This window comes from Pseudomonas sp. CCC3.1 (assembly GCF_034347405.1).
Lineage (GTDB): Bacteria > Pseudomonadota > Gammaproteobacteria > Pseudomonadales > Pseudomonadaceae > Aquipseudomonas.
Map to the genome: position 1 here is coordinate 2,184,464 of NZ_CP133778.1, position 24,689 is coordinate 2,209,152.

The following is a 24,689-nucleotide window of genomic DNA, read 5'->3' on the forward strand; positions in this document are numbered from 1 at the left end:
AGCATGAGTCTTGATACCCCAAGCACGTCGCTGGACTTATCGCGCCCCACGCTCAGTGGTTGGCGTCAGCAGCTGGGCAGTGTGCTGCTGGGGCGCTGGGCGCCTGGCGGCCAGCGCCCGCAGGTACACACTGACGATTTACTGCAAGCGCCTCGCAGCCATTGGCCCGTCGCTCGCGCGTTATTGCATTCGCCGGGTGCGGTGCTGGGCCTGTCGGTGCTGCTGTTTATTGTGCTCATGGCCCTGAGCGCCAACTATTGGTACCCCGGTGACCCGCTGGACATGGTCGGGCAGCCGCTGCTGTCGCCCGGTGAAGACTGGGAATTCCCTTTGGGGACCGACGCACTGGGACGTGATCTGGCGGCGGGCATCGTGCATGGGGCACGGGTTTCACTGCTGGTGGGGATCACGGCAGCGCTGGTCAGTGTGTTGATCGGCACCCTGATCGGGGCGCTGGCAGGTTATTTCGGCGGCCGGGTCGACCGGGTGCTGACGTGGTTGATCGAAATATTCCAGACCACGCCCTCGTTTTTGCTGGTCGTGGTCGTGGTCTCCATCACCCAGTCAACCGTAGGCATCATCGCGGTGGTCATCGGTCTGACCTCTTGGGACACGGTTGCGCGACTGGTCCGTGCCGAATTTCGGGCATTGCTGGGTGCCGACTTCGTACTGGCTGCGCGCAGTGTTGGCTACAGCACGGGGTGGATCATCTTTCGTGAAGTGCTCCCCAATGCGTTGCCGCCGATCATCATCACCGCCTCGGTGATCGTCGCGTCGGCGATCCTCACCGAGTCGTCCCTTTCGTTTTTAGGCGTAGGCGACCCGAACAACATCAGCTGGGGCAGCATGATTGGCAGCGGTCGCGACATGTTGCGCAGCGCGTTGTACCTCACCGCTATTCCAGGGCTGGCGCTGGTGATCACGGTTTTTAGTCTCAATTTGGTAGGTGACGCCTTGATCAGTGCCTTGAACCCACGACTGCGCGGGAGAACCGCATGAATGCTGTAGTTAACGTCGATGATCATCGCCACATATTGCTTAACGTCTCGGACTTGCGGGTCAACTATGGCCAATACCACGCCGTAAAAGGCGTGAGTTTTGAGGTGGCTCGGGGGGAAACCCTGGCGTTGGTGGGGGAGTCGGGGTGCGGAAAGTCGACCACCGCCATGGCGATCATGCGCCTGCTGGGCGGTCGCGCCGAACTCAGTGGGCGCGTTGATTTTGATGGGCAGGACCTGTCCGCTATCAGTGATCCGTTGATGCGCAGCCTGCGCGGCAACGATATTTCGATGGTTTTTCAAGACCCCATGACCTCACTGAACCCGGTGCTGAGCATTGGCGAACAGATCGGTGAAGTGCTGCGCCGCCATCGCGGCCTGTCGCGCAAGGACGCCCGTGCCGAGTCGCTGGCATTGCTCAAGAAAGTCCGTATTCCTAACGCAGAAGCGCGTCTGGATGACTTCGCGCACAACTTGTCCGGTGGCCAGCGTCAGCGGGTCATGATCGCCATTGCCGTAGCCTGCAAGCCGCGATTACTGATTGCGGACGAGCCGACCACTGCGCTCGACGTGACCGTGCAGGCGCACATCCTGCAATTGCTCAAGGAGTTGAGCGAAGAGTACGCAATGGGCCTGCTGCTGATCACCCACGACCTCGGTGTGGTGGGGCAATGGGCCGATCGCGTGGCAGTGATGTACGACGGCCTGATCGTGGAAAGTGGCAGCACCGAAGCGATCTTCACTGCGCCGCAGCATCCTTATACACAAGGCCTGCTGGGCGCCTCGCTGCGCCTGGACAGCGATTCGCATTACGCCAACGCCTCGCTGCCGGAAATCAACGTGCGGCGCAGTGAAGGCGGGGCTATCCAGTTTGAACTGCACAGTTATCCGCGCACGGCCAAGGCCCATGAGCCGGTACTGGACGCGGCACACCAGCCGATTTTGGACGTTCGCAACCTGCGCACCGAATACAAAACCCGTCAGGGCCTGGTGGCGGCGGTCGATGACGTGTCGTTCCAGATTCAGCCGGGTGAAACCCTGGGGTTGGTAGGGGAGTCCGGGTGCGGCAAGTCGACCTTGAGCAAAACCATCTTGGGCCTGATTCGCGCCAGTTCCGGCGAAATCCTGCTCAATGGCACCGATATTTCGGCATTGAGCGAGAAACAGCTGCGCAGTCACCGACCCTTTATGCAGATGGTCTTTCAGGACCCGTACGGTTCACTGAACCCCAAACACAGCGTGTACCGCATTCTCGACGGGGTCCTGAAAAACCACGGCATCAAAGAAGCGCAGCAGCGCAGCCAGCGCATTCTGGAAATCATCGCCCGGGTCGGCTTGCCGTTAGCGGCGGTGTGGAAGTACCCGCACGAATTTTCCGGCGGCCAGCGTCAGCGCATCGGCATTGCTCGTGCGTTGATCTTGCGCCCATCGTTGGTGATCCTCGACGAAGCGGTGTCTTCGCTGGATGTTTCGGTGCGCGCGCAGATCCTTAACCTGCTCGCAGATCTCAAAGACGAATTCGGCTTGTCCTACCTGTTCATCTCGCACGATCTGTCAGTGGTCAAGTACATGGCTGACCGGGTGCTGGTGATGCACGACGGCAAAATTGTCGAAGAGGGCGCCCATGACGGAATCTGGAAACACGCCCGCCACGACTACACCAAAAAACTCATCGGCTCGGTGCCGGTGCCGCGTTACCCGGTCAGCGACGAAGAGTCGGTGCCCTACACGAATTCGGCCTGGCAGGACCTGCCAGTGGCCATGCTGTTGTCGCGTTTCGCGATCTAGTCAATGAAAAGACCATTAGGGGAGTGAACATGAGCGCTATCGAGTACCGCAACCTGGGCCGCAACGGCATCAAAGTCTCGCCCATCACCCTGGGCACCATGATGTTTGGCGGCCAGACCGACGCCGCCGTGGCCAAACGTATCGTCGACCGGGCGTATGAGCAAGGCATCAACTTCATCGACACCGCCAACGGCTACAACGGCGGCGCCTCGGAAGAAACCGTCGGCCGACTGATCGCCGAGCGTCGTTCGCAATGGGTGTTGTCGACCAAATTCGTCAACCCCAACCCTGGCGCGCTGGGTCCGAATGACCGGGGTGCTTCGCGGCACAACGTCATCCAGTCCGTCGATGCCAGCCTCAAGCGCCTCAATACCGACTACATCGACCTGTTTTACCTGCACCGCGAAGACCACACCACCCCGGTCGAAGAAACCCTGCGGGCGCTGTCGGATTTGATCCGCGCGGGCAAGATTCGTTCTTATGGGTTGTCGAACCACCGCGGCTGGAAACTGGCCGAATTCAGCCGCCACGCCGACTTGCTGGGCATCGAACGTCCGGCGGCCAGCCAGCCGCTGTACAACCTGGCCAACCGCCAGATCGAGAACGAACACCTGCCGGCTGCCGAGTACTACGGGATTGGCGTTGTGTCCTACAGCCCATTGGCACGTGGCGTATTGACTGCCAAATACGACCCGAGCCAGCCGCCGTCCGAAGGCACCCGTGCGGGTCGTAACGACAAACGCCTGCACCAGACCGAATGGCGTCCAGAGTCATTGAATTTGGTGCAGCGCGTCAAAGACCACGCCGAGGCACGTGGCATCACCCCTGGGCAGTTCGCGCTGGCGTGGGTACTCAACAACAGACTCATCACCTCAGCCATTGCCGGGCCGCGTACCGAAGAACAATGGAACGACTACGTCCCGGCGCTCAACTACGCGTTTACAGCTGAAGACGAAGCCTTTATTGACGACCTCGTCATCACCGGGCACTCCTCGACACCGGGCTACAACGATCCGAGCCACCCGTTTGCCGGGCGTAAATCGCGGGTTTAAGACAAAAGAGCGCAGCCTCCGGCAACTCCCACAGATCTATGGCGCGTGCAAATCTCGTAGCAGTTGCCGAGCACCGCGAGGCTACGTCCGGCTGCGCAGCAGTCGTAAAATCAAGCACCGCGGGGTATCAGTTGTACCCTGCACGTAGGGTTTACGATCGCTTCGCCATCGGACGTAGCCTCGCGGTGCTCGGCAACTGCTACGAAATCGGCTTGCTATACACCATAGAGTCTCCCACCGAAGATCAGGGAACCTGAGCGAAGCGAAGGCCGTACGTGGGAGCAAGGCCTTTTTGGGGACTTTTGTGGCTGTTTGACAAAAGTGCCTCGCCGTAAGGGCGAAACCCGTAGAAGGCCGTTAAGCATCAAATGGATATGTACACAAAACGCTGCCGCCCCGTAGCAGTGGCACATTCAGCCCTTCACCAAAGTCCATCCCCGCCATTGCGATTGAACCAAAAGCCCACACGCAATCGTAACCGCCACCAAACCCCACAAAGCAATCGTCGTCGCCACACCCACCCGATCAGCCATAAACCCCGCCACCAGCGTCGCCAACGGCTGCAACCCAAACCCGATAATACTGAACAGCCCCATCAAGCGGCCGCGCATCGCCACCGGCGACAAAATCTGCACCATGCTGGTACACGTCACCATCGCCTGCGAAGTGGCCAGCCCAAACATAAACAACGCCAGCAACTGCACATAAAGCACCTCGGTCAGCGCCGAAACCACCAGCCAACTTCCCATCCATACCAGGGTCAGCGACAACGTCAGGCCCATACGCTGAATATGACTGATCACCGGCGACAGAAAAAACGCATACACCAGCGACCCGGCCGCCGCCGCTCCCAGCAACAGCCCGGTCAATTGTGGATCGCCATGGGCCACCGCAGGCAACAACGCCAGGCTGCCGAGCCCAAACATGGTCAAGGTCGCGCAACAAATATAGATATTGCGCAAGGTCAGGGTATGCCGAATGTGCGCCACCGCTTCCCCCAGCGAAACCTTCTGCCCGGTATTTGGCCGCCCTTGACGCACCGCATGCAGCGACATCAGCGAGAAAATCACCACCCAATACGACATGCCATTGGCCCAGAAAGCCGCCGACATACCGATCTGAGCCACCAGGTAACCGGCCAGAGTCGGCCCCAAGGTTCGGCAGACATTCAGGATCATCGAGTTGATGCTGATCAGCTTGCGGATGTTATCCATGCCCGCCAGGTCAAACAGAAACGCCTGCTGGGTCGGAAAATACACCGAGTTGACGCAACCCATCAGAAAGGCAAAGAAGAAGATATGCACCAGTTCTGCCTGCCCGGCCTGGATCATTGAGGCAATCACCAGCGTCAGTACAATCTCCACCAGATGACAGCCGATCAGCAGTTTGCGCCGGTCATAACGGTCAGCCAGAGCGCCGGTAAACATGCTGAACATCAAAATCGGCAGGCTCGAACACAAGGCGCTCACCCCCAGCGCAAACGCCTGGCCGCCCGACAATTGATACACCAGCAACGCCATTGCTGTTTGCTGTAACCAGATACCAATCATCGAGACCGATTGGCCTGCAAGGTAAGTTCGGGTATGCGCGGATTGCAGGGGCGTAAAATTATTCAGCCACAACGAAAGTGCAGACATAAATCGGCTGTATCCAGAATAGGTTGCGGGCCAGAGGTGGGGTAAAAAGCGACGTAATCTGCGCAATGCACTTGTCCCTGTCAATCAGTGCGCAGTCATAAACTCAGAACGTAATGATCTATGTGGCTTAAATAACTTTCCTTTACACTCGCAACACCTCGTACGGGGCGTTTTTTAAACCACGGCTGCCAATAAGAAGTTGCAGCGCTTTAATCAATGTCGTGCGACCACGTCCGCCATTATTCTCTTATTGATAGTTAAGAACGTCGCCTTTGGTTAGTGGGCGATACGAACTTCTGTGTCTTTTTTTAATTGAATGGCGGACTGTTATGACTGATCTGAACCTGTGGTACACCCGTTGCCCGACGCCGACCCCTTTGGGGCTCGCGGTGAAATTAGGCTTTCTGGAGTCTGCGCTGGCGCAGAAGTCGGTTGGCATTCAGTCACTGCAAAGTTCGCCGGATGAAAAGGTCCGTGCGAGCCACTTCGATCACTCGCAACCCTGGTCCTTTCGCCAGGGTGGCAACATCCCGCCGATCCATGCCCGTGCCAGCGGCCGCGATACCCGGTTGATCGGCATTAACTGGATCGACGAATTCCAGGCGGTGATCACCCTGCCGTCTTCCGGCGTGCGCAATGTGGCAGAGCTAGTGGGCAAGCGGCTGGGCGTTCCGCGTCAGCCACCGGGCATTATTGATTTTCAGCGTGCCACCGCACTCAAGGGGTTGCTCTCAACCTTGCAAGTGGCTGGCATTGATCGGGAGTCGGTGCAGTTTGTCGACGTCGCCACCCGCGCTCCGCAGTTGGGCGCAACCACACCGGGTTATCCGCCAGAGCTGGTGCGCCGCTTGCCGTATGCCAACGAAATCAGCCAATTGATCAAGGGCGAGATCGATGCGTTTTTCGTCAAGGGCGCCGAGGGTTTGAGCCTGGCCCATCAGTTCGGTGCAGTGATTCTCAGCGAGACCGGTAGCCATCCCGACCCGGCAATCCGTATCAATAACGGTACGCCGCGCTTGCTGACGGTGGATGGCACGCTCGCTCGCGAACGCCCGGACCTGGTGCAGTCGCTGCTGGATGCCGTGGATGAGGCCGCGCAATGGGCGGCGCGTAATCCTGATGAAACCCGGCGCTTTGTTGCGCAAGAAATCGGTATTTCCGAGGAGGCCGTACACGGCGCGTTTGGCCCGGATCTGCATGTCAAATTCAGCACTTCGATTGACGCTCAAGGCTTGCAGGCGATTGATTCGTTTAAGGCATTTTTGCTCGCAGAAGGCTTTATCGATGACGATTACGACCTTGAGGCATGGGTTTATGGCTGAGTCGGCGGTGACGTGGGACGTCATCGTACTTGGCGGCGGAGCAGCAGGCTTGGTGGCGGCATTTCACGCTCGTCAGGCTGGCGCTTCGGTGTTGGTGGTGAACAAGGGGCTGGTTGGCCGCAGTGGCGCAACCATCACCTCGGGGGGCGGCGTTTCCATTGCCGGTGAGAGCTTGCGGGCAATTGGGGTGGAGGCCGATGCCAGCGACACCGAGGAGCGCTTTTTGCACGACACGATTGCCGCGGGTTCCTGGCTTAACGACCAACAGTTGGTGCAGAGCATGGTCACCGGCATCGGGGCCGAAATGCAGCGGCTGATCGACTGGGGCATCAAGTTCAGCGTTAATCGGCGTGCGCCGGGGCATAGCAGCGGGCGCGGTGTGCACATCAGCGGCATCGACATGCAGCGCGCCTTGACCCGTATCGCTCAGCAGGCGGGGGTGAGCTTTCGCGAAGACTTCCAGTCCACGCAATTACTCAAGCGCGAAGGCGCAGTGGTCGGTGTGCTCGGCCTGGACCGGCGTACGGGCAGTGTCGACAGTATTTATGGACACAGCACGGTACTGGCCACTGGCGGGGCGACGTCCAACTGGAGTTTGCGCACGGCGCCTGAGGAGCTGTCCGGGGAAGGGCAGCGGATGGCAGTGGAAGCGGGCGCAACCTTGATTGATATGGAAATGATGCAGTTTTTGCCGTGCTGCCTGGCCGCTCCGGCAATCTGGCGCGGCTTGCAGTTCCCATGGATTTTGGGGCCGCAAAGTGGTGTGCATGCCTGGCTGATGAACCGCTTTGGCGAACGTTTTATGGCGCGCTGGGACCCGAAACGCATGGAGCTGGCCACTCGCGACATGGTCTCGGCGGCGTGCGCGACGGAAGTGTATGAAGGACGCGGGAGCCCGAACGGCGGGGTGTACCTGTCGTGGAAACACTTGCCCAACGACATCATCGACAACTTCCCGGCGACCTCGCGTTCGATCAGTGCTGAGTGGCAATGGGAAGGGTTTGACATGACGCCGCTGGTGGAGCGGATCAAGCAGGGCTACGCCATCGAAGTGGCCCCGGCTGCGCATTTTTCATTGGGCGGGGTGCGGGTCGATGCGGGTACGGCCACCGGCGTGCCGGGGTTGTTTGCCTGCGGCGAAGTCACCGGGGCCATGCACGGCGCCAATCGTTTGTCTGGCAATGCGGGTGCGCAAGTGCTGGTGCAAGGGCGCATCGCAGGCCAGGCGGCTGCGACTGATGCACGGCAGCGGCGGGCATTGGATCGCCGGGCAGATAACCAGGATGCGGCACTGGCAGTGACGGTTGCGCCCTTTGAGCGCAGCAAGGGCGTGGCGCCGTTTGAACTCAAGGAAAGCCTTGCGCAATTGGCCGAGCGTGCCCTTGGGCCGGTGCGCACGGCGAGTGCACTGGAACAAGGACTGACGCAATTGGCAGGGCTCAAAAGCAATGTATTGCCACAGTTGGCCTGCCGTACCCGCGACCGGATGTGGAACCGTGACTGGAGCGATGCGCTGGAGTGTCAGGCTGCATTTAGCGTGATCGAGTCGGCTTTGCTGGGGGCGGTCGGGCGTGATCATTCAATTGGCGCGCATCAGCGTCACGACAACAAACAGGCCGATAGCGGCGTGTTGAGCCATTCATTGGTGCATTTTGCAGCGGGTGGATTAAAGCGCAATACCACACCCGTAACGTTTGCGCTGGTGGCGCGACCATAACGCTGTTTATCCGAGGAGCCCCGAATGCTGATGCACCTGACCTTGTTTCGTGATGGCGAATTTCGCCAGCTGGACATCCAGTTGCCGCCCCCGGCGGGCCTTGGTTTGGGTATCGATAGCTGGGAAGGCGCTTCGGTCAGCACCGCATTGCAGTTCGCCCAGCGCGAGTTTGAGCCCAACCTGGGTTACTCGCTGTCGTGCCGTCGCGGGTTGTGCAAGCTGTGCGCGATGCGCATCGACGGTGAAGTCAAACTGGCCTGCACCGTGGCGTTGCACGACGGTATTCGCATCGAGCCGGCCAAACCCAAACTGGCCCTGCATGACACCGTGGTTGAACTGAGCCTGGTGCGCACCAAACCACCGCGAGCCGCCAAAGCGGACACCGAACAACTGATTCCAACAACCACCTGACTGCCTGTCGGACTTGCTTGCTCATCGCCAGGCACTTTCGCCGAGCGAACCCACTCAGGAGTTGAACCATGTCTGAAGCACTGCTCAAAGCATTGCCTGAAACACCCGCGAGCGCCCAGCCGAGCGCCATCTGGTACACCCGTTGCCCGGTGCCAACCACGTCGGGCATCGCTCAGCACAAGCGCTGGTTGCAGAACGAGTTTGCCCGTCAGGGCATCACGCTGGACTCGATCCGCGCCTCCGAGGACCGCGCGGTCCGTGAATCGCATTTCCGTCACAGCCTGGCGGGCAGCTTTCGCGAAGGCGGTAACGTCCCGCCGATCTGGGCCCGTGCCCTGGGTCAGGACACAGTGGTGGTCGGCATCACCTGGGTCGATGAAGAACAACAGGTGTTTGTGCGTGGCGACAGCGACATTCAGACCGCTGCCGACCTGCGCGGGCGCAAGCTTGGTGTGGTGCGCAAGGCCGCCAGTGACTTGGTAGACGTTGGCCGCGCCGAAGGTTTGCGTGGCTTGCTGACCGCGTTGCAATTGGGCGGTGTGCCCCGCGACAGCGTTGAGTTTGTCGATATTGCTGCGCCCGAATGGGACCTCAAGGAAGTCTCCAAAACCCGCGAAGACCATCACGCCATCCCGACGTTGGCGTTGCTCAACGGCACCGTCGACGCGATTTTTATCAAAGGCGCGGGCAGTGCTCGGGCATTGGCTCAGGGCTTGCGCCCGATCATCAATATCAACGAGCAAGAAGACCCGCTGCTACGCCTGAGTGCCGGCTCGCCACGACCGATTACCGTCGACCGCCAGACCCTCATCGACTCCCCGGAAATTGTCGTTCGCTACCTGGCAGTACTGCTCAAGACCTACGAATGGGCCAAGGACCATCCGCAAGAAGTTGTGACGACCATCGCCGCCGAAACCGGCACCGACGCAGACAGCGTGTTGCTGGCGTTCGGCAACAAACTGCATCTGTCGTTCGAGCCTAAACTGTCGCCGATCTACGTCGAGGGCTTGCGTCGCCAGAAAGACTTCTTGCTGGCCGAAGGTTTCATCGACAAGGATTTCGATGTCGATAGCTGGATCGACCCGGCGCCGTTGCAGCAAGCCTGGGCCATCAAAGACGAGATCGTTCTGGATTGAGCCCCCTGCGGCAACTCCCATAGATTGGCGCAGCCAAGTACTATAGCGCCTTGGTTGCGCCTGTCTGGAGGGGTGAAATGCTGTTTGTTGTCATGCTGGGGGGCAAGCATCCCCGGGCCAAAATCGAAGTCCATGACGTGGTCTTTGCCATTGCTGACAGCCTGGAAGCGGCCCATCCACAGCTGCGACAAGGCTGGTTTGGCAACTCTGCAGGCCTGCATATCGATTCATGGATGCGCGTTGACGGCGTTGAACGCTGGAAGGTCGAACTGAGCCCGCTGGCACCTTCGCCAGGCACGCCGCGTTTGTACTTCATCAATCTTGGCGGCTATGAGCCGCACGCCTTTGGCGAGGCACATCATTATGTGCTGGTGGTTGCCCGCGACAAAAAAGAAGCCAAGTCCAAGGGCCAGCAACACATGCTCAAGCACTGGAAACAATCCCACACCGATGTACTGATGGATGTGGATGACTGCTTGCCGATTGATCAGGTAGGCGGGCGCTACATTCATTTGGTCGAAGGCGAGCACGGCGGTGTGACCCAGCACAACGATTACATTGTTATCTAGCGTTAACCCACCAAGGTCTAATCAATCTGTTTTTTAATCAGGCGTTCCCGCTAGGGGTGGCCAGTAACTGAGCAATTTTCTTGCGTAAATCCCCGTGGGTGTCTTCGGCGTAAGCAACGGCTGTTTTCCAGTCATAAAACCAGGCGGGCATCTTGCGTTTTTGCTCGGGCTCCGACGCGTAGCGGGGAAAAATATGGCAATGCAATTCAGGCTCTGAATTACCCAGGATTTCGTAGTTCATGCGCAGCGCCCCGGTTGCCTGCAACACCGCATCACCGATGCGGGCCATGTCGAGCAGGTAGGTTGCGCGGGCTTGTGTGTCCAAATCGTTGAGGCTGGCAACCACCGGGTCTGGCAACAACAGGCAGTAACCCGGCAGAAATTGCACGTCGCCCATCACTGCCCAGCCGGATGCCATTCGGCAAATGACTTTATCGTTGGCACCATTGCGGGCGAGTTCTACGCGCTGCGAAATCAATGACATGTCTAGTCCTTAAGGGTGTTGAGTGCGTTTACTGAACAACCGAAGATTTTTCTTTGTCATGCAAGAAGAACTTTATTTTCGAGTCCAGCTCGTCTGGGGCGCTCTCAACCGGCAGCGAACCGGCCTTTGCCGATGAAGCATTGTTCAGTTGATTTTCGTCTGTTTTGAAGGGCGACATCACGAGTGGCTTTTGCGAAGGCATACCGGTTTTTTGCGGCACTCGGTTGTAAGCGTATTCGGTAATGCAGTTTTCTTTTTCGACGCCTTCGGGGGCGTATCGGCAGGCTTGCTGGCTGTTGTCTCTGTAGCATTTAGCGCGGTCGGCTTCGACCAGCCGATTCTGACACAAGCCCGCAGACAGCAGCACTTGCACAGCCACGGCCCAATCGGGTTCTTGAGAAATAACCGGTGCTGCCTGAACCACGCCGGTCATCAATAAAAGGCTGGCGCCAAAGGCTTTTAGAGTCGAGGTCGAGTCGAACATCAGGGCTGTCCATAGCAAGTGGTGCGCGTATGTAACATGGTTATATCAACGCCTGCAACGGGGTGTCTTTTTCATTTTTGGTCAACAAAATGCAACGTTGGTGTGCTGTTTTTCAGGGCCCATGGCGCTCGCCAGCGTAGGCTGACATCCAGCGCTTATGTATCCGATTGTGTACCAGCCCCCCGTTGATACATCGTTCGGTAATTAACGCTCGACCGCGACACAGACCCGATACACGCCTGGCTTTAAATCTGTCTACCCGATAGCGCACGTGATCACTCACCTGAACGTGCGCTGCGGGCACATTCAGATAAGCCAGGAGATCTAACAATGAAGCGTCATTACGCCGCTCTCGCCGCCACCCTCGCGTTGTCCCTCGGTGCCTTTGCTGCTTCTGCGCAGGCCGATGATGCCAAGCCTCAAGAGAAGTGCTTCGGGGTGTCTCTGGCCGGTGCCAACGATTGCGCCGCTGGCAAAGGCACATCGTGTGCCGGTACGGCCACTGCCGACTATCAAGGCAACGCCTGGATCCTGGTGGACAAAGGCACCTGCACCCAGATCAAAACCCCTAAAGGCTACGGCAGCCTGACGGAACACCCATGATTGCTTCGGTCCCTGCGGTGCTCAAGCGGTTGTTGCCTGAGGCGCTGCTGTTGCTCGTGGCCCGTGTCGGTATCGCTTCGGTGTTTTTCCTCTCGGGCCGTACCAAAGTCACCGGTTTTTTGCAGCTCAAACAGTCGACCTACACCTTGTTTCGCTCTGAATACGCTTTGCCCTTGATCCCGCCGGAATGGGCGGCGCATGCGGCGGCTTACGCCGAGCATGTGTTTCCGCTGTTGCTGGTATTGGGCCTGCTGACCCGCCCGGCTGCCGCTGCGCTGTTGGGCATGACCCTGGTGATTGAGGTGTTCGTTTACCCCGATGCCTGGCCGGTCCACTTGACTTGGGCGGGATTGTTGCTGCCGCTGCTGGCCTACGGCGGCGGGGCTTGGTCACTGGACAACCTGTTGCGTCGCCGTCGCGTTTAATCCGTTAACAATAATGATCTGGAGTGTCTTTATGCGTGTTTTCTCTAGTTTGGTCATCGCCATGGCGCTGACTGCTCCCTTGCTGGCTTCGGCGGCGGACACCGCCAAGCCGTTGCCTGGCACCGGCAAGAATGTGGTGATTGTGCCCGGCTCCTTTGTCGATGGCTCCGGCTGGCGAGTGGTGCACGACATCCTGATTCACCAAGGCTACAAGGTGACTGTGGTGCATCAGGGGCATGAAAGCCTCGCCGCCGATGTGGCCGAAGCCCGCGAAGTGCTTGAGCAACAGGTGGGGCCGGTGGTGCTGGTGGGGCACAGCTCCGGCGGAGGGGTGATCTCGATTGCCGGTGATCGCGACAAGGTCCGGGCGCTGGTTTATGTCTCGGCCTTGCAGCCCGAAGTGGGCGAGAACATGTCCCAGTTGCTGAGTTCCATGCCTGAGCCGAGCAATGATATCAAGCAGAGCCGTGACGGCCACTTGTTTGTTGATCGCAGCAAGTTCCACGACGATTTTGCCGCTGACTTGACCACCAATCGCACCGATTTCATGGCGGCTTCGCAAGTGCCTGCCACCACCGCTCTGTTCGGCGGAACCCTTTGGGATGCCGCCTGGCACAAGAAGCCGACCTTCGCCGTGGTCACCACCGAAGACCGTGTCTTGAGCCCTGATTTGCAGCGCTGGATGTACCGGCGCGCCGGTTCCAACGTCACTGAACTGAAAGGCAGCCACCTGGCGTACATCTCCCAGCCCGAGGCTGTGGCCAAGGTCATCGAAGACGCTGCTTCCGTTATCAAATAATCCACACCCCTGATGCCCGTTAAGGAGCTACAACCATGAGCACTTCCATCAAAGCCCGCTTGAGCCTCGCCACTGCTGCCGCCCTGATCGCCATGGCGTCGGCGTCCTTCGCCACGGCGGCCAGCGCCTCTGACCAGCAAGAAAAGCCTGGCCGTTGCTACGGCGTTAACAGCTGCAAGGGCGAAAGCTTGTGCGCCACCTCAAAAAATGACTGCAAGGGCCTCAATAGCTGTAAAGGTCAGGGCGTCATCGTCAAAACCCCGTCCGAATGCCTGAAGGCTGGCGGCACCCTGACTGAGCCGAAGTAACCCCGATCCCGTGTAGGAGCGAGCTTGTCTCTCGATTTTTTTAAAGATCAAAAGATCGCGAGACAAGCTCGCTCCTACAGGGGGATGCGTTCAACGACATAGCGATGCACTGGAGCACATCACATGGCGACATCCACTCCTCGTTTTTCGGGCTATGGCCTGGGGTTGCGCAAGGAGCATTACAGCGCGTTCCTCGACACGTCGGTCGCTGTCGATTTTGTTGAAGTAATCTCCGAGAATTTTATGGTTGCAGGCGGCCAGCCCCGGCATATCCTGCGCCAGATCCGTGAGCGGCACCCGGTGGCGTTGCACGGTGTGTCCATGTCGATCGGCACCGCCGAAGGCCTGGACAGCGAGTACCTCAAGCGCCTCAAGTCATTGGTGGACGAGATTGAGCCGCTGTTTGTGTCCGACCACCTGAGCTGGTCGCGTACGGGCGGATTCAATTCCCACGATTTGTTGCCGCTGCCTTACACCGACGAAGCGCTGGACCTGGTGTGCGCCAATATCGACAGGGCCCAAGAGGTGTTGGGCCGTACGATGTTGTTTGAAAATCCGTCCAGTTATCTGGCCTTTGCTGACGCCTCCATGAGTGAGTGGGAATTTATTGCCGAAATGTCCCGCCGCACTGGCTGCGAGCTGTTGCTGGACGTCAACAATGTGTTCGTCAGTGCCAGCAATCATGGTTTTGATGCGTTGGCGTTTCTGGACGGAATTCCAGCTGAACGGGTGCGCCAGATTCACCTCGCGGGCCACAGTCAGGGGCCGCAATTGTTGATCGACAGCCACGACAGCCCAGTTTGTTCGGGCGTCTGGCATTTGTACGCCAAGGCCATTGCGATGCTGGGCCCAGTGGCCACCCTGATTGAGCGCGATGATGAGATTCCGCCCTTGGCCGACCTGCTGGACGAGCTGTCGATCGCCCGTGCGCTCGGGGCCAGCGAGGCCAACCATCGCTCGCAGGTGCGAGCATGAACCTTGCCCGTTTGCAGCACACATTTCAGGCCTGGCTGGTTGGTGCCTCGGATGAGTCCGCCCAGTTGCTGGGCAACAACACCGCGGGTCTGGCGGTGTATCAGAACAACTACCGTGCACAGTTGGTGGGGTGTCTTGAAGGTGCATTTCCAAACCTGCGCCGCTGGCTCGGCGATGAGGCCTTTTTGAGGGCCAGCATTACCCATATCGACCATCACCCGCCACACGCCTGGACGCTGGACACCTATCCCGAAGGTTTTTATCAGACCTTGAACGAGCTGTTCCCCCACAACCCGGACGTGCATGAACTGGCATGGATTGAGTGGTCGCTGAGTGAGGCGTTTGTCAGTGCCGATGCCGTGGCCGTGCGCATGGAGGCACTGGCCTCGGTGGATTGGGACACGGCGCGGCTGCAACTTACGCCGTCGCTGCGCAGTCACGTGCTGACCACCAACGCCGAGGCGATCTGGTGTGCCTTGTGGCAGCAAAGCCCGCTGCCTGAAGCGCAGATGCTGGCCGAGGCTGGCGGGCTGCTAGTGTGGCGTCGCCAGTTCACCTCGCGCCTGCGTCAAGTCGATGCACTGGAACGGCAGGCGCTGCTGCACGTGCAAGCAGAGGGCAGTTTTGCCGGATTGTGCGAGTTTTTAGTCGAGCGCCTGGGCGAAGAAGAGGGCATCGGCCGGGCCGGTGAGCTGCTGGCTGGATGGATCGGCAGCGAGCTGATTGTCAGGATTACCGACCATTAGGCTGTGTAGATAGGTATCTGCGTTCGGTTATGCGGGGTAGGGCTTTCGGAGCAGCTCGCGCGCCGATGTCGTGGATCCGCACGCGAGCTGTTGGAACCTTTTAGTCGCGCTCGATGGCCAGGGCCACGCCTTGACCGCCGCCGATGCACAAGGTGGCGAGGCCTTTTTTGGCGTCACGCTTGATCATTTCGTGCAGCAACGTCACCAGGACGCGGCAACCCGACGCACCAATCGGGTGGCCCAAGGCAATGGCGCCGCCATTGACGTTGACCTTGTCCATGTCCCATTCCAGCTCTTTGCTCACCGCCAGTGCTTGCGCAGCGAAGGCTTCGTTGGCTTCGATCAGGTCCAGGTCGTCGAGGCTCCAGCCGGCTTTTTTCAAGCAGGTACGGGTTGCCGAGACCGGGCCGATGCCCATGATTGCCGGGTCGACACCGGCGTTGGCGTAACCGGCGATCCGGGCCAGCACAGGCAGGCCAAGGGCTTTGGCCTTGTCGGCGCTCATCAGCACCACGGCAGCGGCGCCGTCATTGAGGGTGGACGAGTTGCCAGCCGTGACGCTGCCATCCTTTTTGAACGCAGGCTTGAGTTTGCTCAAGGCTTCGGCGGTGATGCCGTCACGCGGCTGTTCGTCAACCTTGAACGTTACCGGGTCGCCTTTGCGCTGAGGAATCAGGATCGGGGTGATTTCGTCAGCAAAACGCCCGGATTCAATGGCTGCGATGGCTTTTTGTTGCGAGGCGGAGGCGAAGGTGTCCTGTTGTTCACGGGTCAGATGGTACTTGTCCACCAGGTTCTCGGCCGTGATGCCCATGTGGTAGTCGTTGAACGCGTCCATCAGGCCGTCGTGCAGCATGCTGTCGAGCAGTTTGGCGTTGCCCATGCGCAAACCGGTGCGGGCGGCGGGCAGCACGTACGGCGCCAGGCTCATGCTTTCCATGCCACCGGCGATGATCACCTCGGCATCGCCGCAACGAATCGCCTGGGTCGCCAGATGCAACGCTTTGAGGCCTGAACCGCACAGTTTATTCAAGGTCAGCGCGGGTACGGCGTGGGGCAGGCCTGCGAGGATCGAGGCCTGACGTGCCGGGTTTTGCCCGCAACCTGCGGTCAGCACCTGACCGAGGATCACTTCATCAATCTGCTCGCCCTTGAGGCCGGTTTTTTCCAGCAGTTGACGAATGACGGCGGCGCCGAGTTCAGTGGCTGGAATATTGGCCAGCGAGCCCTGAAAACTACCAACGGCAGTGCGCGTGGCGGCGACAATGACGACTTCTTGCATCACATTTCTCCTTAAAAGTGGCGGTTCAGGCGAATTGCATTTCCGGAACGTGGTCCGGAACGATCAACTTGCCGGCAGTCTTGCTGACGATTTCTTCAACGCTGACGCCGGGCGCGCGCTCTTTGAGGATGAACGCGCCGTCCTGGATTTCCAGGTAGGCCAGGTCGGTCAGCACACGCTTGATACACCCGGCGCCGGTCAGCGGCAAGCTGCAACGCGACAGCAGTTTCGACTCGCCGTCTTTGGAGGCATGGGTCATGGTGACGATGATGTTCTCGGCACCGGCCACCAGGTCCATCGCGCCGCCCATGCCCTTGACCAGTTTGCCGGGGATCATCCAGGAGGCGATGTTGCCGTGTACATCGACTTCAAACGCGCCGAGCACGGTGAGGTCGATGTGGCCGCCGCGAATCATCGCGAATGACTCGGCGGAAGAGAAAATCGACGCGCCAGTGCGGGCGGTGACGGTTTGCTTGCCAGCGTTGATCATGTCGGCGTCGGCCTCACCCACACGCGGGAAAGGCCCCATGCCGAGCAGACCGTTTTCCGATTGCAGCATGACTTCCATGCCTTCGGGAATGTAGTTGGCGACCAGGGTCGGAATGCCGATGCCGAGGTTCACATAGAAGCCGTCTTGCATTTCGCGGGCGACGCGCTGAGCCATTTGTTCGCGGGTAAGAGCCATTATTGTTCTCCGTGCTCTGAATCAAGAGCTTAAGGCTTGGGCGATACGTATTACCTGTGGGAGTGGGCTTGCCCACACCATCATCAAGGGCGCTCAGTGAGCTGTTCGATACGTTTTTCAAACGTGCCGCAAATGACCCGGTCGACGTAGATGCCAGGGGTATGGATCTGCGCCGGATCCAGCTCGCCGGGTTCGACAATTTCTTCGACTTCAACCACGGTGATCTTGCCCGCCGTGGCCGCCAGCGGGTTGAAATTCTGCGCGGTGTGGCGGTAGATCACGTTGCCGAAATGGTCGGCTTTCCAGCCTTTGACGATGGCGAAGTCGCCCGTGATGGACTCTTCCATCAGGTAAGTACGGCCCTTGAATTCGCGGGTTTCCTTGCCGTCTGCCACGGGGGTACCGACGCCGGTAGCGGTAAAGAACGCCGGGATGCCAGCCCCGCCAGCGCGCATTTTTTCGGCCAGCGTGCCTTGCGGGGTGAGTACGACTTCAATTTCGCCGCTGAGCAACTGCTTCTCGAACAGCGCGTTTTCACCGACATACGAGGCGACGACTTTGCTGATCTGGCGGTCTTCGAGCAGGATGCCCAGGCCAAATCCATCCACGCCACAGTTGTTCGACACCACGGTCAGGTCGCGGGTGCCTTTGCGCTTGATCTCGTTGATCAGGTTTTCCGGGATCCCGCACAGGCCAAAGCCGCCTGAAATCACGGTCATGCCATCTTCAAGCCCTGCCAGCGCTTCCTCGTAGGACGCTACGCGTTTATCAAAACCTGCCATATGCACCTCTTTTATTCTTGGAGAGTGGTGGTTAGCCGTATGCAGCGAGTGTTACTCCGCTGGATTGATTTGTTAAGTTGATTTTTAAGGTTGATTGATAGATAAATCGAAACAATTTAACGGGAGACCTCGCCCATGACCGTGAAACAGATTCGCGCTTTTCTGGCGGTAGCGCAAAGCCTGAGCTTCGCCGTGGCGTGCGAGCGCCTGCATTTATCGCAGTCAGCCTTGAGCCTGACCATCAAGGCCTTGGAAGAAGGCCTGGGCGGGCGCTTGTTTACTCGCACCACGCGTAACGTCGCCCTGACCCCTGAAGGGGATGCGTTGCTGCCACGGGCCCGGCGATTGGTGGCTGACTGGGACAACGTCGAAGATGAAATGCGCCAACTGTTCACGTTGCAGCGTGGTCGCGTGACGTTGGCGGCCATCCCCTCGTTTGCCTGCAACCTGTTGCCGCCCATCCTCAAAAATTTTCGCGTGCGCTATCCCAAGCTCAATGTCACGGTTAACGACGTCATCAACGAGCAAGTGCTGGAAATGGTCCGTGAGCGACAGGTGGAGTTGGGTGTGGCGTTTGAACCGGCGCCAGGTTCGTCATTGACCTTTACGGCGTTGTACATGGACCGTTTTGTGGCCGTGGTGCCAGCCGACTCCGAACTGGCCGGGCGTTCGATCATCGACTGGAAAACCCTGCTCGAACAGCCCTTCATCACCCTGCAACGACCGTCTGCGGTGCGCGTGCTGCTGGAAGAGCACCTACAGGCGCGGCACATGAAATTGCCGGTGGAGTTCGAGAGTCATCAACTGGCCACCGTCGGGCGCATGGTCGCCAGCGGGTTGGGGGTGAGCGTGGTTCCGGCCTTGTGCGTCAAACAGATGCGCGAACTGGGTGCGCATTGCATCACCTTGCACGAACCGATCGTGGAGCGGGCAATGGGTGTACTGACCAAACCGGGACATGAGTTATCGGCGGCAGCGCAGGCCATGTTCGACAGCCTGCTGGATGAGTGGCGAGTGATGCTGTAGGAGCGAGCTTGTCTCGTGATCTTTTGTTTTTAAAGATTAAAAGATCGCGAGACAAGCTCGCTCCTACAGAGGGTTATGTACGCTTCAAACCCCTTTGGTAGACGGCAGCAAGATGGTCAAAACCCCCAGCAACGGCAGGTACGAACACAGCGCGTACACATACTCAATGCCGTGAATGTCTGCCAGATGCCCCAGCAGTGCAGCACCGATGCCGCCGAAGCCGAACATCAAGCCAAAGAACACACCTGCGATCATGCCGACATTGCCTGGCACCAATTCTTGCGCATACACCACGATGGCGGAGAACGCGGAAGCCAGGATGAAGCCGATGATCATGCTCAGGATGCCGGTCCAGAACAGGTCGACATACGGCAGTGCGAGGCTGAACGGCGCAGCGCCCAGGATCGAGAACCAGATCACGGCTTTACGGCCGATTCTGTCGCCAATCGGGCCGCCGAAGAAGGTGCCCGCCGCCACTGCACCTAAGAACAGGAACAGGTAGAGCTGGGAGGAGGCCACCGACAGGTCGAATTTCTCGATCAGGAAGAAGGTGAAGTAGCTGGTGAAACTGGTCATGTAGAAGTATTTGGAGAACACCAGCATGGCCAGCACCACCAGTGCGGCCGTTACCCGTTGTTTGGACAGGCCGTGGGTGGCCACAGTGCCTTGCTTGAGCTTGAACAGGTTGAGGTGCTGGCGATACCAGCGGCTCAAGCCGTACAGGATCCCGATGGCCAACACTGCAAACAGGCCGAACCATGCGACGTTGCCCTGACCGTAGGGGATGACAATGGCCGCGGCCAGCAGCGGGCCAAACGCGCTGCCGGCGTTACCGCCGACCTGGAACGTCGATTGTGCCAGGCCGTAGCGCCCGCCAGAGGCCAGGCGTGCCACTCGCGACGTTTCGGGGTGGAAGGTCGAGGAGCCGATCCCCACCAAGGCCGAGGCCACCAGAATGGCAGTAAAGGTGCCGACAAATGCCAGCATCAAAATCCCGATCAAGGTGCACACCATTCCGGCGGGCAGCAGCCAGGGCTTGGGGTGACGGTCGGTGTAGTAGCCGACGCCGGGTTGCAGCAAGGATGCCGTTAGCTGGAAGGTCAGCGTGATCAGGCCGATTTGCGTGAAGCTCAAGCCGTAGCTGGCTTTTAGCATCGGGTAGATGGAGGGCAGCACGGCCTGGATCAGGTCGTTGATCAGGTGAGCAAAGGCGCAGGCAGCGATCACGCGCATGACCAGCGGGCTGGTTTGACTGGCCACCGAAGCGCTGGGGCTGGGGTTTGCGGTGGCCGAAGGGGTCGTACTTATGGTTGACATCGACGTTCTTCCGATCAGGGAAACAGGGACGTTGGGGTGCACAGCAGCAAAGCAGCGGCTATCCTAGATTTCGCGAAATTGCCTGTCTCGCGCAATTCGGGCAGTCACTCTCTCAAAAAGGGAAACACCATCAAACCGTTGAAAGAATTTCTGCTTGAGGTCGATCAAGCGGTCTGGCCAGTCAGAAGCAGCGCGACCGATTACCCGGCTGACTGGGTGATCGCGCCTCACTCGCACACCAAGCATCAGTTGCTGTATGCCATTGAAGGGGTGATGGTGGTGCATTCGGCGATGAGCCAGTGGACCGTGCCGCCGAGTCGCGGGATCTGGATGCCCTGTGGCCAGGTGCATTCGATTCGTTGCGTGGGCCCGCTGAAAATGCGCAGTGTGTTTGTGCGGCCCGACGTGGTGGCGCAGTTGCCCATCGAGACCCGTGCGGTGAGTGTTTCGGCGCTGCTGAGCGAGTTGATCAAGGCCTCGATCGAGATCACCGCGCCTTACGAGATCCAGTCGCGAGGCGAGCGGATCATGAACCTGATTCTGGACGAACTGGCCATCCTGCCGGTCTTGCCGTTGCACCTGCCGCAGCCGCTTGATCCGCGCATTCAGACTATTTGTGCCGTGTTGCAGCGCGACCCGAGCGACGGCTCAACCCTTGCGCACTGGAGCGCGCGTCTGGCGCTGGATGAAAAAACCATCCAGCGGCTGTTTCACAAGGAAACCGGCATGACGTTTGGCCAATGGCGCCAGCAATCCCGGCTACTGCTGGCGCTGGAGCGGATTGCCATCGGTGAAAAAATCATCGATGTCGCCGGGGCGCTGGGGTACGACAGCCCAAGTGCATTCACCACCATGTTCAAAAAACAGTTCGGTAAAACACCGAGCAACTTCTTCAAATAATGGGTCGTATTTTTGTGGGAGCGGGCTTGCCCGCGAGGGTATAGGCGCGGTTTAACAGAAAAACCGCATCGTCTGCATCGCTGGCAAGCCAGGCTCCCACACGTGTTTCAGCGTCTGGACCGGCTAGCCAATTGCCCGGCCACGTATTCGGCATCTCGGGCAATACCGCTGAAACGCCCCGAACCCCAGGTGTGCAGCCACGGCAGGCCAAGAAAGTACAGGCCTGCTTGGGCGGTGACCCCGCGTTGATGGCCCGGGTAGCTGCGGCCATTGAACACCGGCACATCGACCCAGCTAAAGTCGGGCTGAAAACCGATGCACCAGATGATGCTGGTAATGCCTGAGTCGGCAAGGTCCAGCTCGGTCACTTCGTGTTCCAGTCTCCACAGGGCTTCGTAGTGCACGCCGGCAGGCGCGTCGATACCTTTTTCGGCAATGAACGTGTCGATGCTGGCATTGATTCGGTTGTAGACCGCATCGGCGGCATCCAGGTTGGCCGCCAGGTCTGGGGCAAAGCTGAGTACGCTGCCCTGCAACGTCTGCAAGCGGCCAAACAGCGTCATGCCTTCTTGCGCGAAGCGTCGCAGGTCGATGTCACGCCCGCCGTCGCGTCCGGTCACGTAGTGGTTGGTGTTGTCGCGTACCCCTTCACGCAGCGGGTGGGTATCGACGCCAATGTCGTAGTAACCCATGTCGGCCAGCCAATCGACAACGTCCTTGCCGCGATAGAAGCGCGCACAGCGCGGCGCATCACCGACCGCCAGAAACACGTTGCGCCCGGCCAGGTGCAAATCTTCGGCAATTTGTGCGCCCGACTGGCCCGACCCTACGACCAACACCGCACCCTGCGGCAGCGCTTGGGGATTGCGATATTGCTCTGAGTGGATTTGTTTGATTTCAACCGGCAGGCGCTCGGCCAGGCGCGGAATGATCGGCGTGTGGTAACCGCCGCTGGCGACAATCACCTGATCGGCGCTGAAGTCGCCTGCGCTGGTGTTGAGCTGGTAGCCACCTTCGGCGCGGGCGGTCATGCGTTGCACCGTGACGCCTTCACGTACCGGCGCATTGACCTTGGCAATGAAACCGTCGAGGTAGGCAATGATCTGGTCCTTTTTCATGAACCCGTGCGGGTCATCACCGGCATACGGGTAGCCGGGCAGGGCGCATTGCCAGTTGGGTGTGACCAGACAGAACGCGTCCCAGCGCTGGTTGCGCCAGGTGTGGGTCAGGGTGTGCTTTTCCAGCACCAGATGGTCGATGTCCAATTGCTGCAAGTAGTAACTGGCCGACAGTCCGGCCTGGCCGCCGCCGACAATAATTGCGCTGTAGTGGGTCATGCTGGGGTCCTCATTGAAGGGGCGGTTTATAGATCGCCGAAGCTGGCGTAACTGACCTGGCCGGAGCCTTGGTTCTTGATGTCGAGCACTTCAACGCGGGCCTCGGTACCGCTGAAGCCTTGGGCCATGCGTTGCAAGTTGCCGAGGCTGTCCATCGCGGAGCTGCAATAGAAACCTTTGACCTGCTTGACCCGTTCAGAGGCCGCGTTCAGGCCTGTTTCAGCACGGCGCAAAAACTCGGCCATGGGATACGACGTGCCTGCCTCCAGGTGTTCATAAAGGGTGGTCGAGGGTGAATAAGTGTGGGTTTCCTGGCCGTTTGGCCAGCGCAGGCGAATCGTAACGGCGAGCATGTCAGTGCTCCTCGGGGTAGCTGAAGCCGGTAAAAGGCTGTTGGTGCAGGTTCCAGAATTCGTGACATTGCCGGTCTAGGCTGACGTGCAGGCGTGCGCTGTTGTCGATATGGCCGATGGCGGTGCAGTGCAGGTCTTCCAGCGCAAAGGCGGCCTGTACGGCGGGCAAGTCTTGAGGGTTGAGCGTCAGTAAAAAGCCGTAGCTGGGAAAGGCTTGCAGCCAACGTTCCAGAGGCGCATCGACGGGGTGCGGCAGGTGCTGAAGATCAAGCTGCGCGCCGCAGCCGGTGGGTTCGAGCAGCATCAACAGCGTGCCCAGCAGCCCGGCATTACTGATGTCTTTGGCGGCCAGCAACAGACCGGCTTCGGCCAGACGCGGGATGACTTCCAGCTTGGCCCGCAGGTGTTCGCCCGGCACATTTTCGAAGGCTTTCCAGTAGGGCGCGTTGCCATGCCACTGACCGTTGAGATCGACCGCCATGGCCAGGCACTGACCGGGTTCGACGTGCAGGGTCGACAGCAGGCTGCGTGCCCAACCGGTGATCGCCACTGCCAGCGCGGCAGGGTTGTCGGTGGCCTGGCTGGTATGGCCGCCCGCCAGAATCAGCCCATACGCCTGGCACGCATCGCGAATGCCCGCCAGCACCTGTTCGGCAGCGTCAAGGTCATGGTGCCAATAGGCATTGACCACGGCAGTTGCGCGGCCGCCCATGGCGGTGATGTCGCTGACGTTGGCCATCACCGCCGACCACCCGGCGAACCATGGCGCTTGCTCGACAAAGGCGGGGAGCATGCCTTCAATGGCCAGCAACTGGTATTGATCACCGCAGCGAATGGCCGCCGTGTCGTCACCGGGCAAGGCGTACAGCGCATCGCGGGTGCGGGCCTGATTGTGCAAGGTGCGGGCCGGGTGCTGGATCGCTTGTTTGGAGCGCATCGCCGGGGTGTTTTTCAGGCGTTCGAGCATCGCGCGCAGGTCAGTGCTCATGGCGAAGGCCCCGGCGGCGCGACAAGGCCACTTGACGCGGCATAAACGGGTAGTGGCTCAGGTGTGCCTGCATCAGCACATGGGGCTGGCCCAGCAACTCGATCGGTTCGAGGCTGACCCAGTGCAGGCTGTGGAAATAGCTTTCGTTAGACGTTTGCACGGTGGCCAGAAAGGTCTGGCAGCCCAGATCGATGGCCCGTGACACGGCTTCGTTGACCAGCGCCTTGCCGATCATGCCGTGACGGCGGTAGGCGCGCTCGACGCACAGGCGTCCGCCGTACCATACGCCCGGCTCACAGGTGTAGATGCGCACGGCGCCGATCACCTGTTCCGGCATTCCGCAGTGATGGGCCACCGCGACAATCGGGATGGCTTGAAAGTCGCGCTCATCCTTGTCCTGTTCCATCAGGCGTTGTTCATCGGAAAATACCGCGCGGCGCAAGGCGTAGTAGCCACTGCGTTCCCACGCCTCGGTCGCTGGTTTAACCAACAGGTCATCGGCCAGGAAGTCAGCAAAGGTGTCGGCAGTCAGGGCAAAAGCGTGCTCAGCCATGATCGGGCTCCT

Annotated in this window: 27 protein-coding genes; 16 read left to right on the forward strand and 11 right to left on the reverse strand. The window is 59.5% G+C overall.

Going from position 1 to position 24,689, the window contains the following annotated elements; all coding sequences use genetic code 11:
- The first annotated feature begins 3 nt into the window (after nucleotides 1–3).
- Genes RHM56_RS09960 through RHM56_RS09970 form a run of 3 tightly spaced genes read left to right on the forward strand, consistent with a single transcriptional unit; the run spans nucleotide 4 to nucleotide 3,838 of the window.
- Nucleotides 4–999 (forward strand): ABC transporter permease, encoded by a 996-nt coding sequence (locus tag RHM56_RS09960; RefSeq protein WP_322240998.1) that lies wholly within the window; start codon nucleotides 4–6, stop codon nucleotides 997–999.
- Nucleotides 996–2,786 carry an ABC transporter ATP-binding protein gene (locus RHM56_RS09965; RefSeq protein WP_322240999.1) on the forward strand — a complete coding sequence of 597 codons (1,791 nt, stop codon included), beginning with the start codon at nucleotides 996–998 and terminating at the stop codon, nucleotides 2,784–2,786. Before RHM56_RS09960 ends, RHM56_RS09965 begins: the two co-directional genes overlap by 4 nt.
- A gap of 29 nt (nucleotides 2,787–2,815) precedes the next feature.
- Nucleotides 2,816–3,838 (forward strand): aldo/keto reductase, encoded by a 1,023-nt coding sequence (locus RHM56_RS09970; RefSeq protein WP_322241000.1) that lies wholly within the window; start codon nucleotides 2,816–2,818, stop codon nucleotides 3,836–3,838.
- Between the two features lie 413 nt (nucleotides 3,839–4,251).
- Here the strand turns inward: RHM56_RS09970 and RHM56_RS09975 are convergent, their stop codons facing one another.
- Complete coding sequence (locus tag RHM56_RS09975) at nucleotides 4,252–5,475, reverse strand: MFS transporter (protein ID WP_322241001.1); 1,224 nt, start codon at nucleotides 5,473–5,475, stop codon at nucleotides 4,252–4,254.
- Between the two features lie 329 nt (nucleotides 5,476–5,804).
- On the opposite strand from RHM56_RS09975, the gene RHM56_RS09980 reads away from it, so the two are divergent.
- The 5 genes from RHM56_RS09980 (at nucleotide 5,805) to RHM56_RS10000 (ending at nucleotide 10,630) form a co-directional block, all read left to right on the forward strand.
- Nucleotides 5,805–6,797: an ABC transporter substrate-binding protein gene (locus tag RHM56_RS09980; RefSeq protein ID WP_322241002.1), complete on the forward strand. Its 993-nt coding sequence runs from the start codon at nucleotides 5,805–5,807 to the stop codon at nucleotides 6,795–6,797.
- Nucleotides 6,760–8,514 carry an FAD-dependent oxidoreductase gene (locus RHM56_RS09985; RefSeq protein ID WP_322241003.1) on the forward strand — a complete coding sequence of 585 codons (1,755 nt, stop codon included), beginning with the start codon at nucleotides 6,760–6,762 and terminating at the stop codon, nucleotides 8,512–8,514. Before RHM56_RS09980 ends, RHM56_RS09985 begins: the two co-directional genes overlap by 38 nt.
- Nucleotides 8,515–8,538: 24 nt before the next feature.
- Nucleotides 8,539–8,925: a 2Fe-2S iron-sulfur cluster-binding protein gene (locus RHM56_RS09990; RefSeq protein WP_322241004.1), complete on the forward strand. Its 387-nt coding sequence runs from the start codon at nucleotides 8,539–8,541 to the stop codon at nucleotides 8,923–8,925.
- Nucleotides 8,926–8,993: 68 nt separating this feature from the next.
- A complete protein-coding gene (locus RHM56_RS09995; protein WP_322241005.1) occupies nucleotides 8,994–10,061 on the forward strand; it encodes an ABC transporter substrate-binding protein in 1,068 nt (355 codons plus the stop codon).
- 77 nt (nucleotides 10,062–10,138) lie between these two features.
- Nucleotides 10,139–10,630 (forward strand): DUF1543 domain-containing protein, encoded by a 492-nt coding sequence (locus RHM56_RS10000; RefSeq protein WP_322241006.1) that lies wholly within the window; start codon nucleotides 10,139–10,141, stop codon nucleotides 10,628–10,630.
- A gap of 37 nt (nucleotides 10,631–10,667) precedes the next feature.
- Here RHM56_RS10000 and RHM56_RS10005 read toward each other — a convergent pair whose 3' ends face one another.
- Entirely contained in the window at nucleotides 10,668–11,114 is a 447-nt protein-coding gene (locus RHM56_RS10005) for an HIT family protein (protein ID WP_322241007.1), read from the reverse strand.
- A gap of 28 nt (nucleotides 11,115–11,142) precedes the next feature.
- Entirely contained in the window at nucleotides 11,143–11,598 is a 456-nt protein-coding gene (locus RHM56_RS10010) for a hypothetical protein (RefSeq protein ID WP_322241008.1), read from the reverse strand.
- 330 nt (nucleotides 11,599–11,928) lie between these two features.
- On the opposite strand from RHM56_RS10010, the gene RHM56_RS10015 reads away from it, so the two are divergent.
- The 6 genes from RHM56_RS10015 (at nucleotide 11,929) to RHM56_RS10040 (ending at nucleotide 15,454) form a co-directional block, all read left to right on the forward strand.
- A complete protein-coding gene (locus tag RHM56_RS10015) occupies nucleotides 11,929–12,201 on the forward strand; it encodes a DUF2282 domain-containing protein (RefSeq protein ID WP_322241009.1) in 273 nt (90 codons plus the stop codon).
- On the forward strand, nucleotides 12,198–12,626 hold the full coding sequence (locus tag RHM56_RS10020) for a DoxX family protein (RefSeq protein ID WP_322241010.1): 429 nt from the start codon (nucleotides 12,198–12,200) through the stop codon (nucleotides 12,624–12,626). The genes RHM56_RS10015 and RHM56_RS10020 overlap by 4 nt, the downstream gene beginning before the upstream one ends.
- A 31-nt stretch (nucleotides 12,627–12,657) precedes the next feature.
- Nucleotides 12,658–13,425 (forward strand): alpha/beta hydrolase, encoded by a 768-nt coding sequence (locus RHM56_RS10025; protein ID WP_322241011.1) that lies wholly within the window; start codon nucleotides 12,658–12,660, stop codon nucleotides 13,423–13,425.
- Between the two features lie 35 nt (nucleotides 13,426–13,460).
- A complete protein-coding gene (locus tag RHM56_RS10030; RefSeq protein ID WP_322241012.1) occupies nucleotides 13,461–13,733 on the forward strand; it encodes a hypothetical protein in 273 nt (90 codons plus the stop codon).
- A 123-nt stretch (nucleotides 13,734–13,856) separates the two neighbouring features.
- Nucleotides 13,857–14,708: a DUF692 domain-containing protein gene (locus RHM56_RS10035; RefSeq protein WP_322241013.1), complete on the forward strand. Its 852-nt coding sequence runs from the start codon at nucleotides 13,857–13,859 to the stop codon at nucleotides 14,706–14,708.
- Nucleotides 14,705–15,454, forward strand: a complete 750-nt coding sequence (locus RHM56_RS10040; protein WP_322241014.1) for a DNA-binding domain-containing protein — start codon at nucleotides 14,705–14,707, stop codon at nucleotides 15,452–15,454. The genes RHM56_RS10035 and RHM56_RS10040 overlap by 4 nt, the downstream gene beginning before the upstream one ends.
- A 100-nt stretch (nucleotides 15,455–15,554) precedes the next feature.
- Here RHM56_RS10040 and RHM56_RS10045 read toward each other — a convergent pair whose 3' ends face one another.
- The 3 genes from RHM56_RS10045 to RHM56_RS10055 form a co-directional block, all read right to left on the reverse strand.
- Nucleotides 15,555–16,736: an acetyl-CoA C-acetyltransferase gene (locus RHM56_RS10045; RefSeq protein ID WP_322241015.1), complete on the reverse strand. Its 1,182-nt coding sequence runs from the start codon at nucleotides 16,734–16,736 to the stop codon at nucleotides 15,555–15,557.
- 25 nt (nucleotides 16,737–16,761) lie between these two features.
- Entirely contained in the window at nucleotides 16,762–17,421 is a 660-nt protein-coding gene (locus tag RHM56_RS10050; RefSeq protein WP_322241016.1) for a CoA transferase subunit B, read from the reverse strand.
- Nucleotides 17,422–17,504: 83 nt separating this feature from the next.
- A complete protein-coding gene (locus RHM56_RS10055) occupies nucleotides 17,505–18,203 on the reverse strand; it encodes a CoA transferase subunit A (protein ID WP_322241017.1) in 699 nt (232 codons plus the stop codon).
- A gap of 135 nt (nucleotides 18,204–18,338) precedes the next feature.
- Here RHM56_RS10055 and RHM56_RS10060 point away from each other — a divergent pair, with 135 nt between their 5' ends.
- On the forward strand, nucleotides 18,339–19,229 hold the full coding sequence (locus tag RHM56_RS10060) for a LysR family transcriptional regulator (RefSeq protein WP_322241018.1): 891 nt from the start codon (nucleotides 18,339–18,341) through the stop codon (nucleotides 19,227–19,229).
- An 84-nt stretch (nucleotides 19,230–19,313) separates the two neighbouring features.
- On the opposite strand, the gene RHM56_RS10065 is transcribed toward RHM56_RS10060, so the two are convergent.
- Complete coding sequence (locus RHM56_RS10065; RefSeq protein ID WP_322241019.1) at nucleotides 19,314–20,546, reverse strand: MFS transporter; 1,233 nt, start codon at nucleotides 20,544–20,546, stop codon at nucleotides 19,314–19,316.
- 78 nt (nucleotides 20,547–20,624) lie between these two features.
- On the opposite strand from RHM56_RS10065, the gene RHM56_RS10070 reads away from it, so the two are divergent.
- Nucleotides 20,625–21,446, forward strand: a complete 822-nt coding sequence (locus tag RHM56_RS10070; protein WP_322241742.1) for a helix-turn-helix transcriptional regulator — start codon at nucleotides 20,625–20,627, stop codon at nucleotides 21,444–21,446.
- A gap of 107 nt (nucleotides 21,447–21,553) precedes the next feature.
- On the opposite strand, the gene RHM56_RS10075 is transcribed toward RHM56_RS10070, so the two are convergent.
- Genes RHM56_RS10075 through RHM56_RS10090 form a run of 4 tightly spaced genes read right to left on the reverse strand, consistent with a single transcriptional unit; the run spans nucleotide 21,554 to nucleotide 24,677 of the window.
- On the reverse strand, nucleotides 21,554–22,783 hold the full coding sequence (locus RHM56_RS10075) for an MSMEG_0569 family flavin-dependent oxidoreductase (RefSeq protein ID WP_322241020.1): 1,230 nt from the start codon (nucleotides 22,781–22,783) through the stop codon (nucleotides 21,554–21,556).
- 26 nt (nucleotides 22,784–22,809) lie between these two features.
- Nucleotides 22,810–23,136, reverse strand: coding sequence for an MSMEG_0570 family nitrogen starvation response protein (locus tag RHM56_RS10080; protein WP_322241021.1), 327 nt, complete (start codon nucleotides 23,134–23,136; stop codon nucleotides 22,810–22,812).
- Nucleotide 23,137: 1 nt separating this feature from the next.
- Nucleotides 23,138–24,124, reverse strand: a complete 987-nt coding sequence (locus RHM56_RS10085; RefSeq protein WP_322241022.1) for a sll0787 family AIR synthase-like protein — start codon at nucleotides 24,122–24,124, stop codon at nucleotides 23,138–23,140.
- Nucleotides 24,114–24,677, reverse strand: coding sequence for an MSMEG_0567/Sll0786 family nitrogen starvation N-acetyltransferase (locus tag RHM56_RS10090; protein ID WP_322241023.1), 564 nt, complete (start codon nucleotides 24,675–24,677; stop codon nucleotides 24,114–24,116). The genes RHM56_RS10085 and RHM56_RS10090 overlap by 11 nt, the downstream gene beginning before the upstream one ends.
- Nucleotides 24,678–24,689 lie beyond the last annotated feature (12 nt).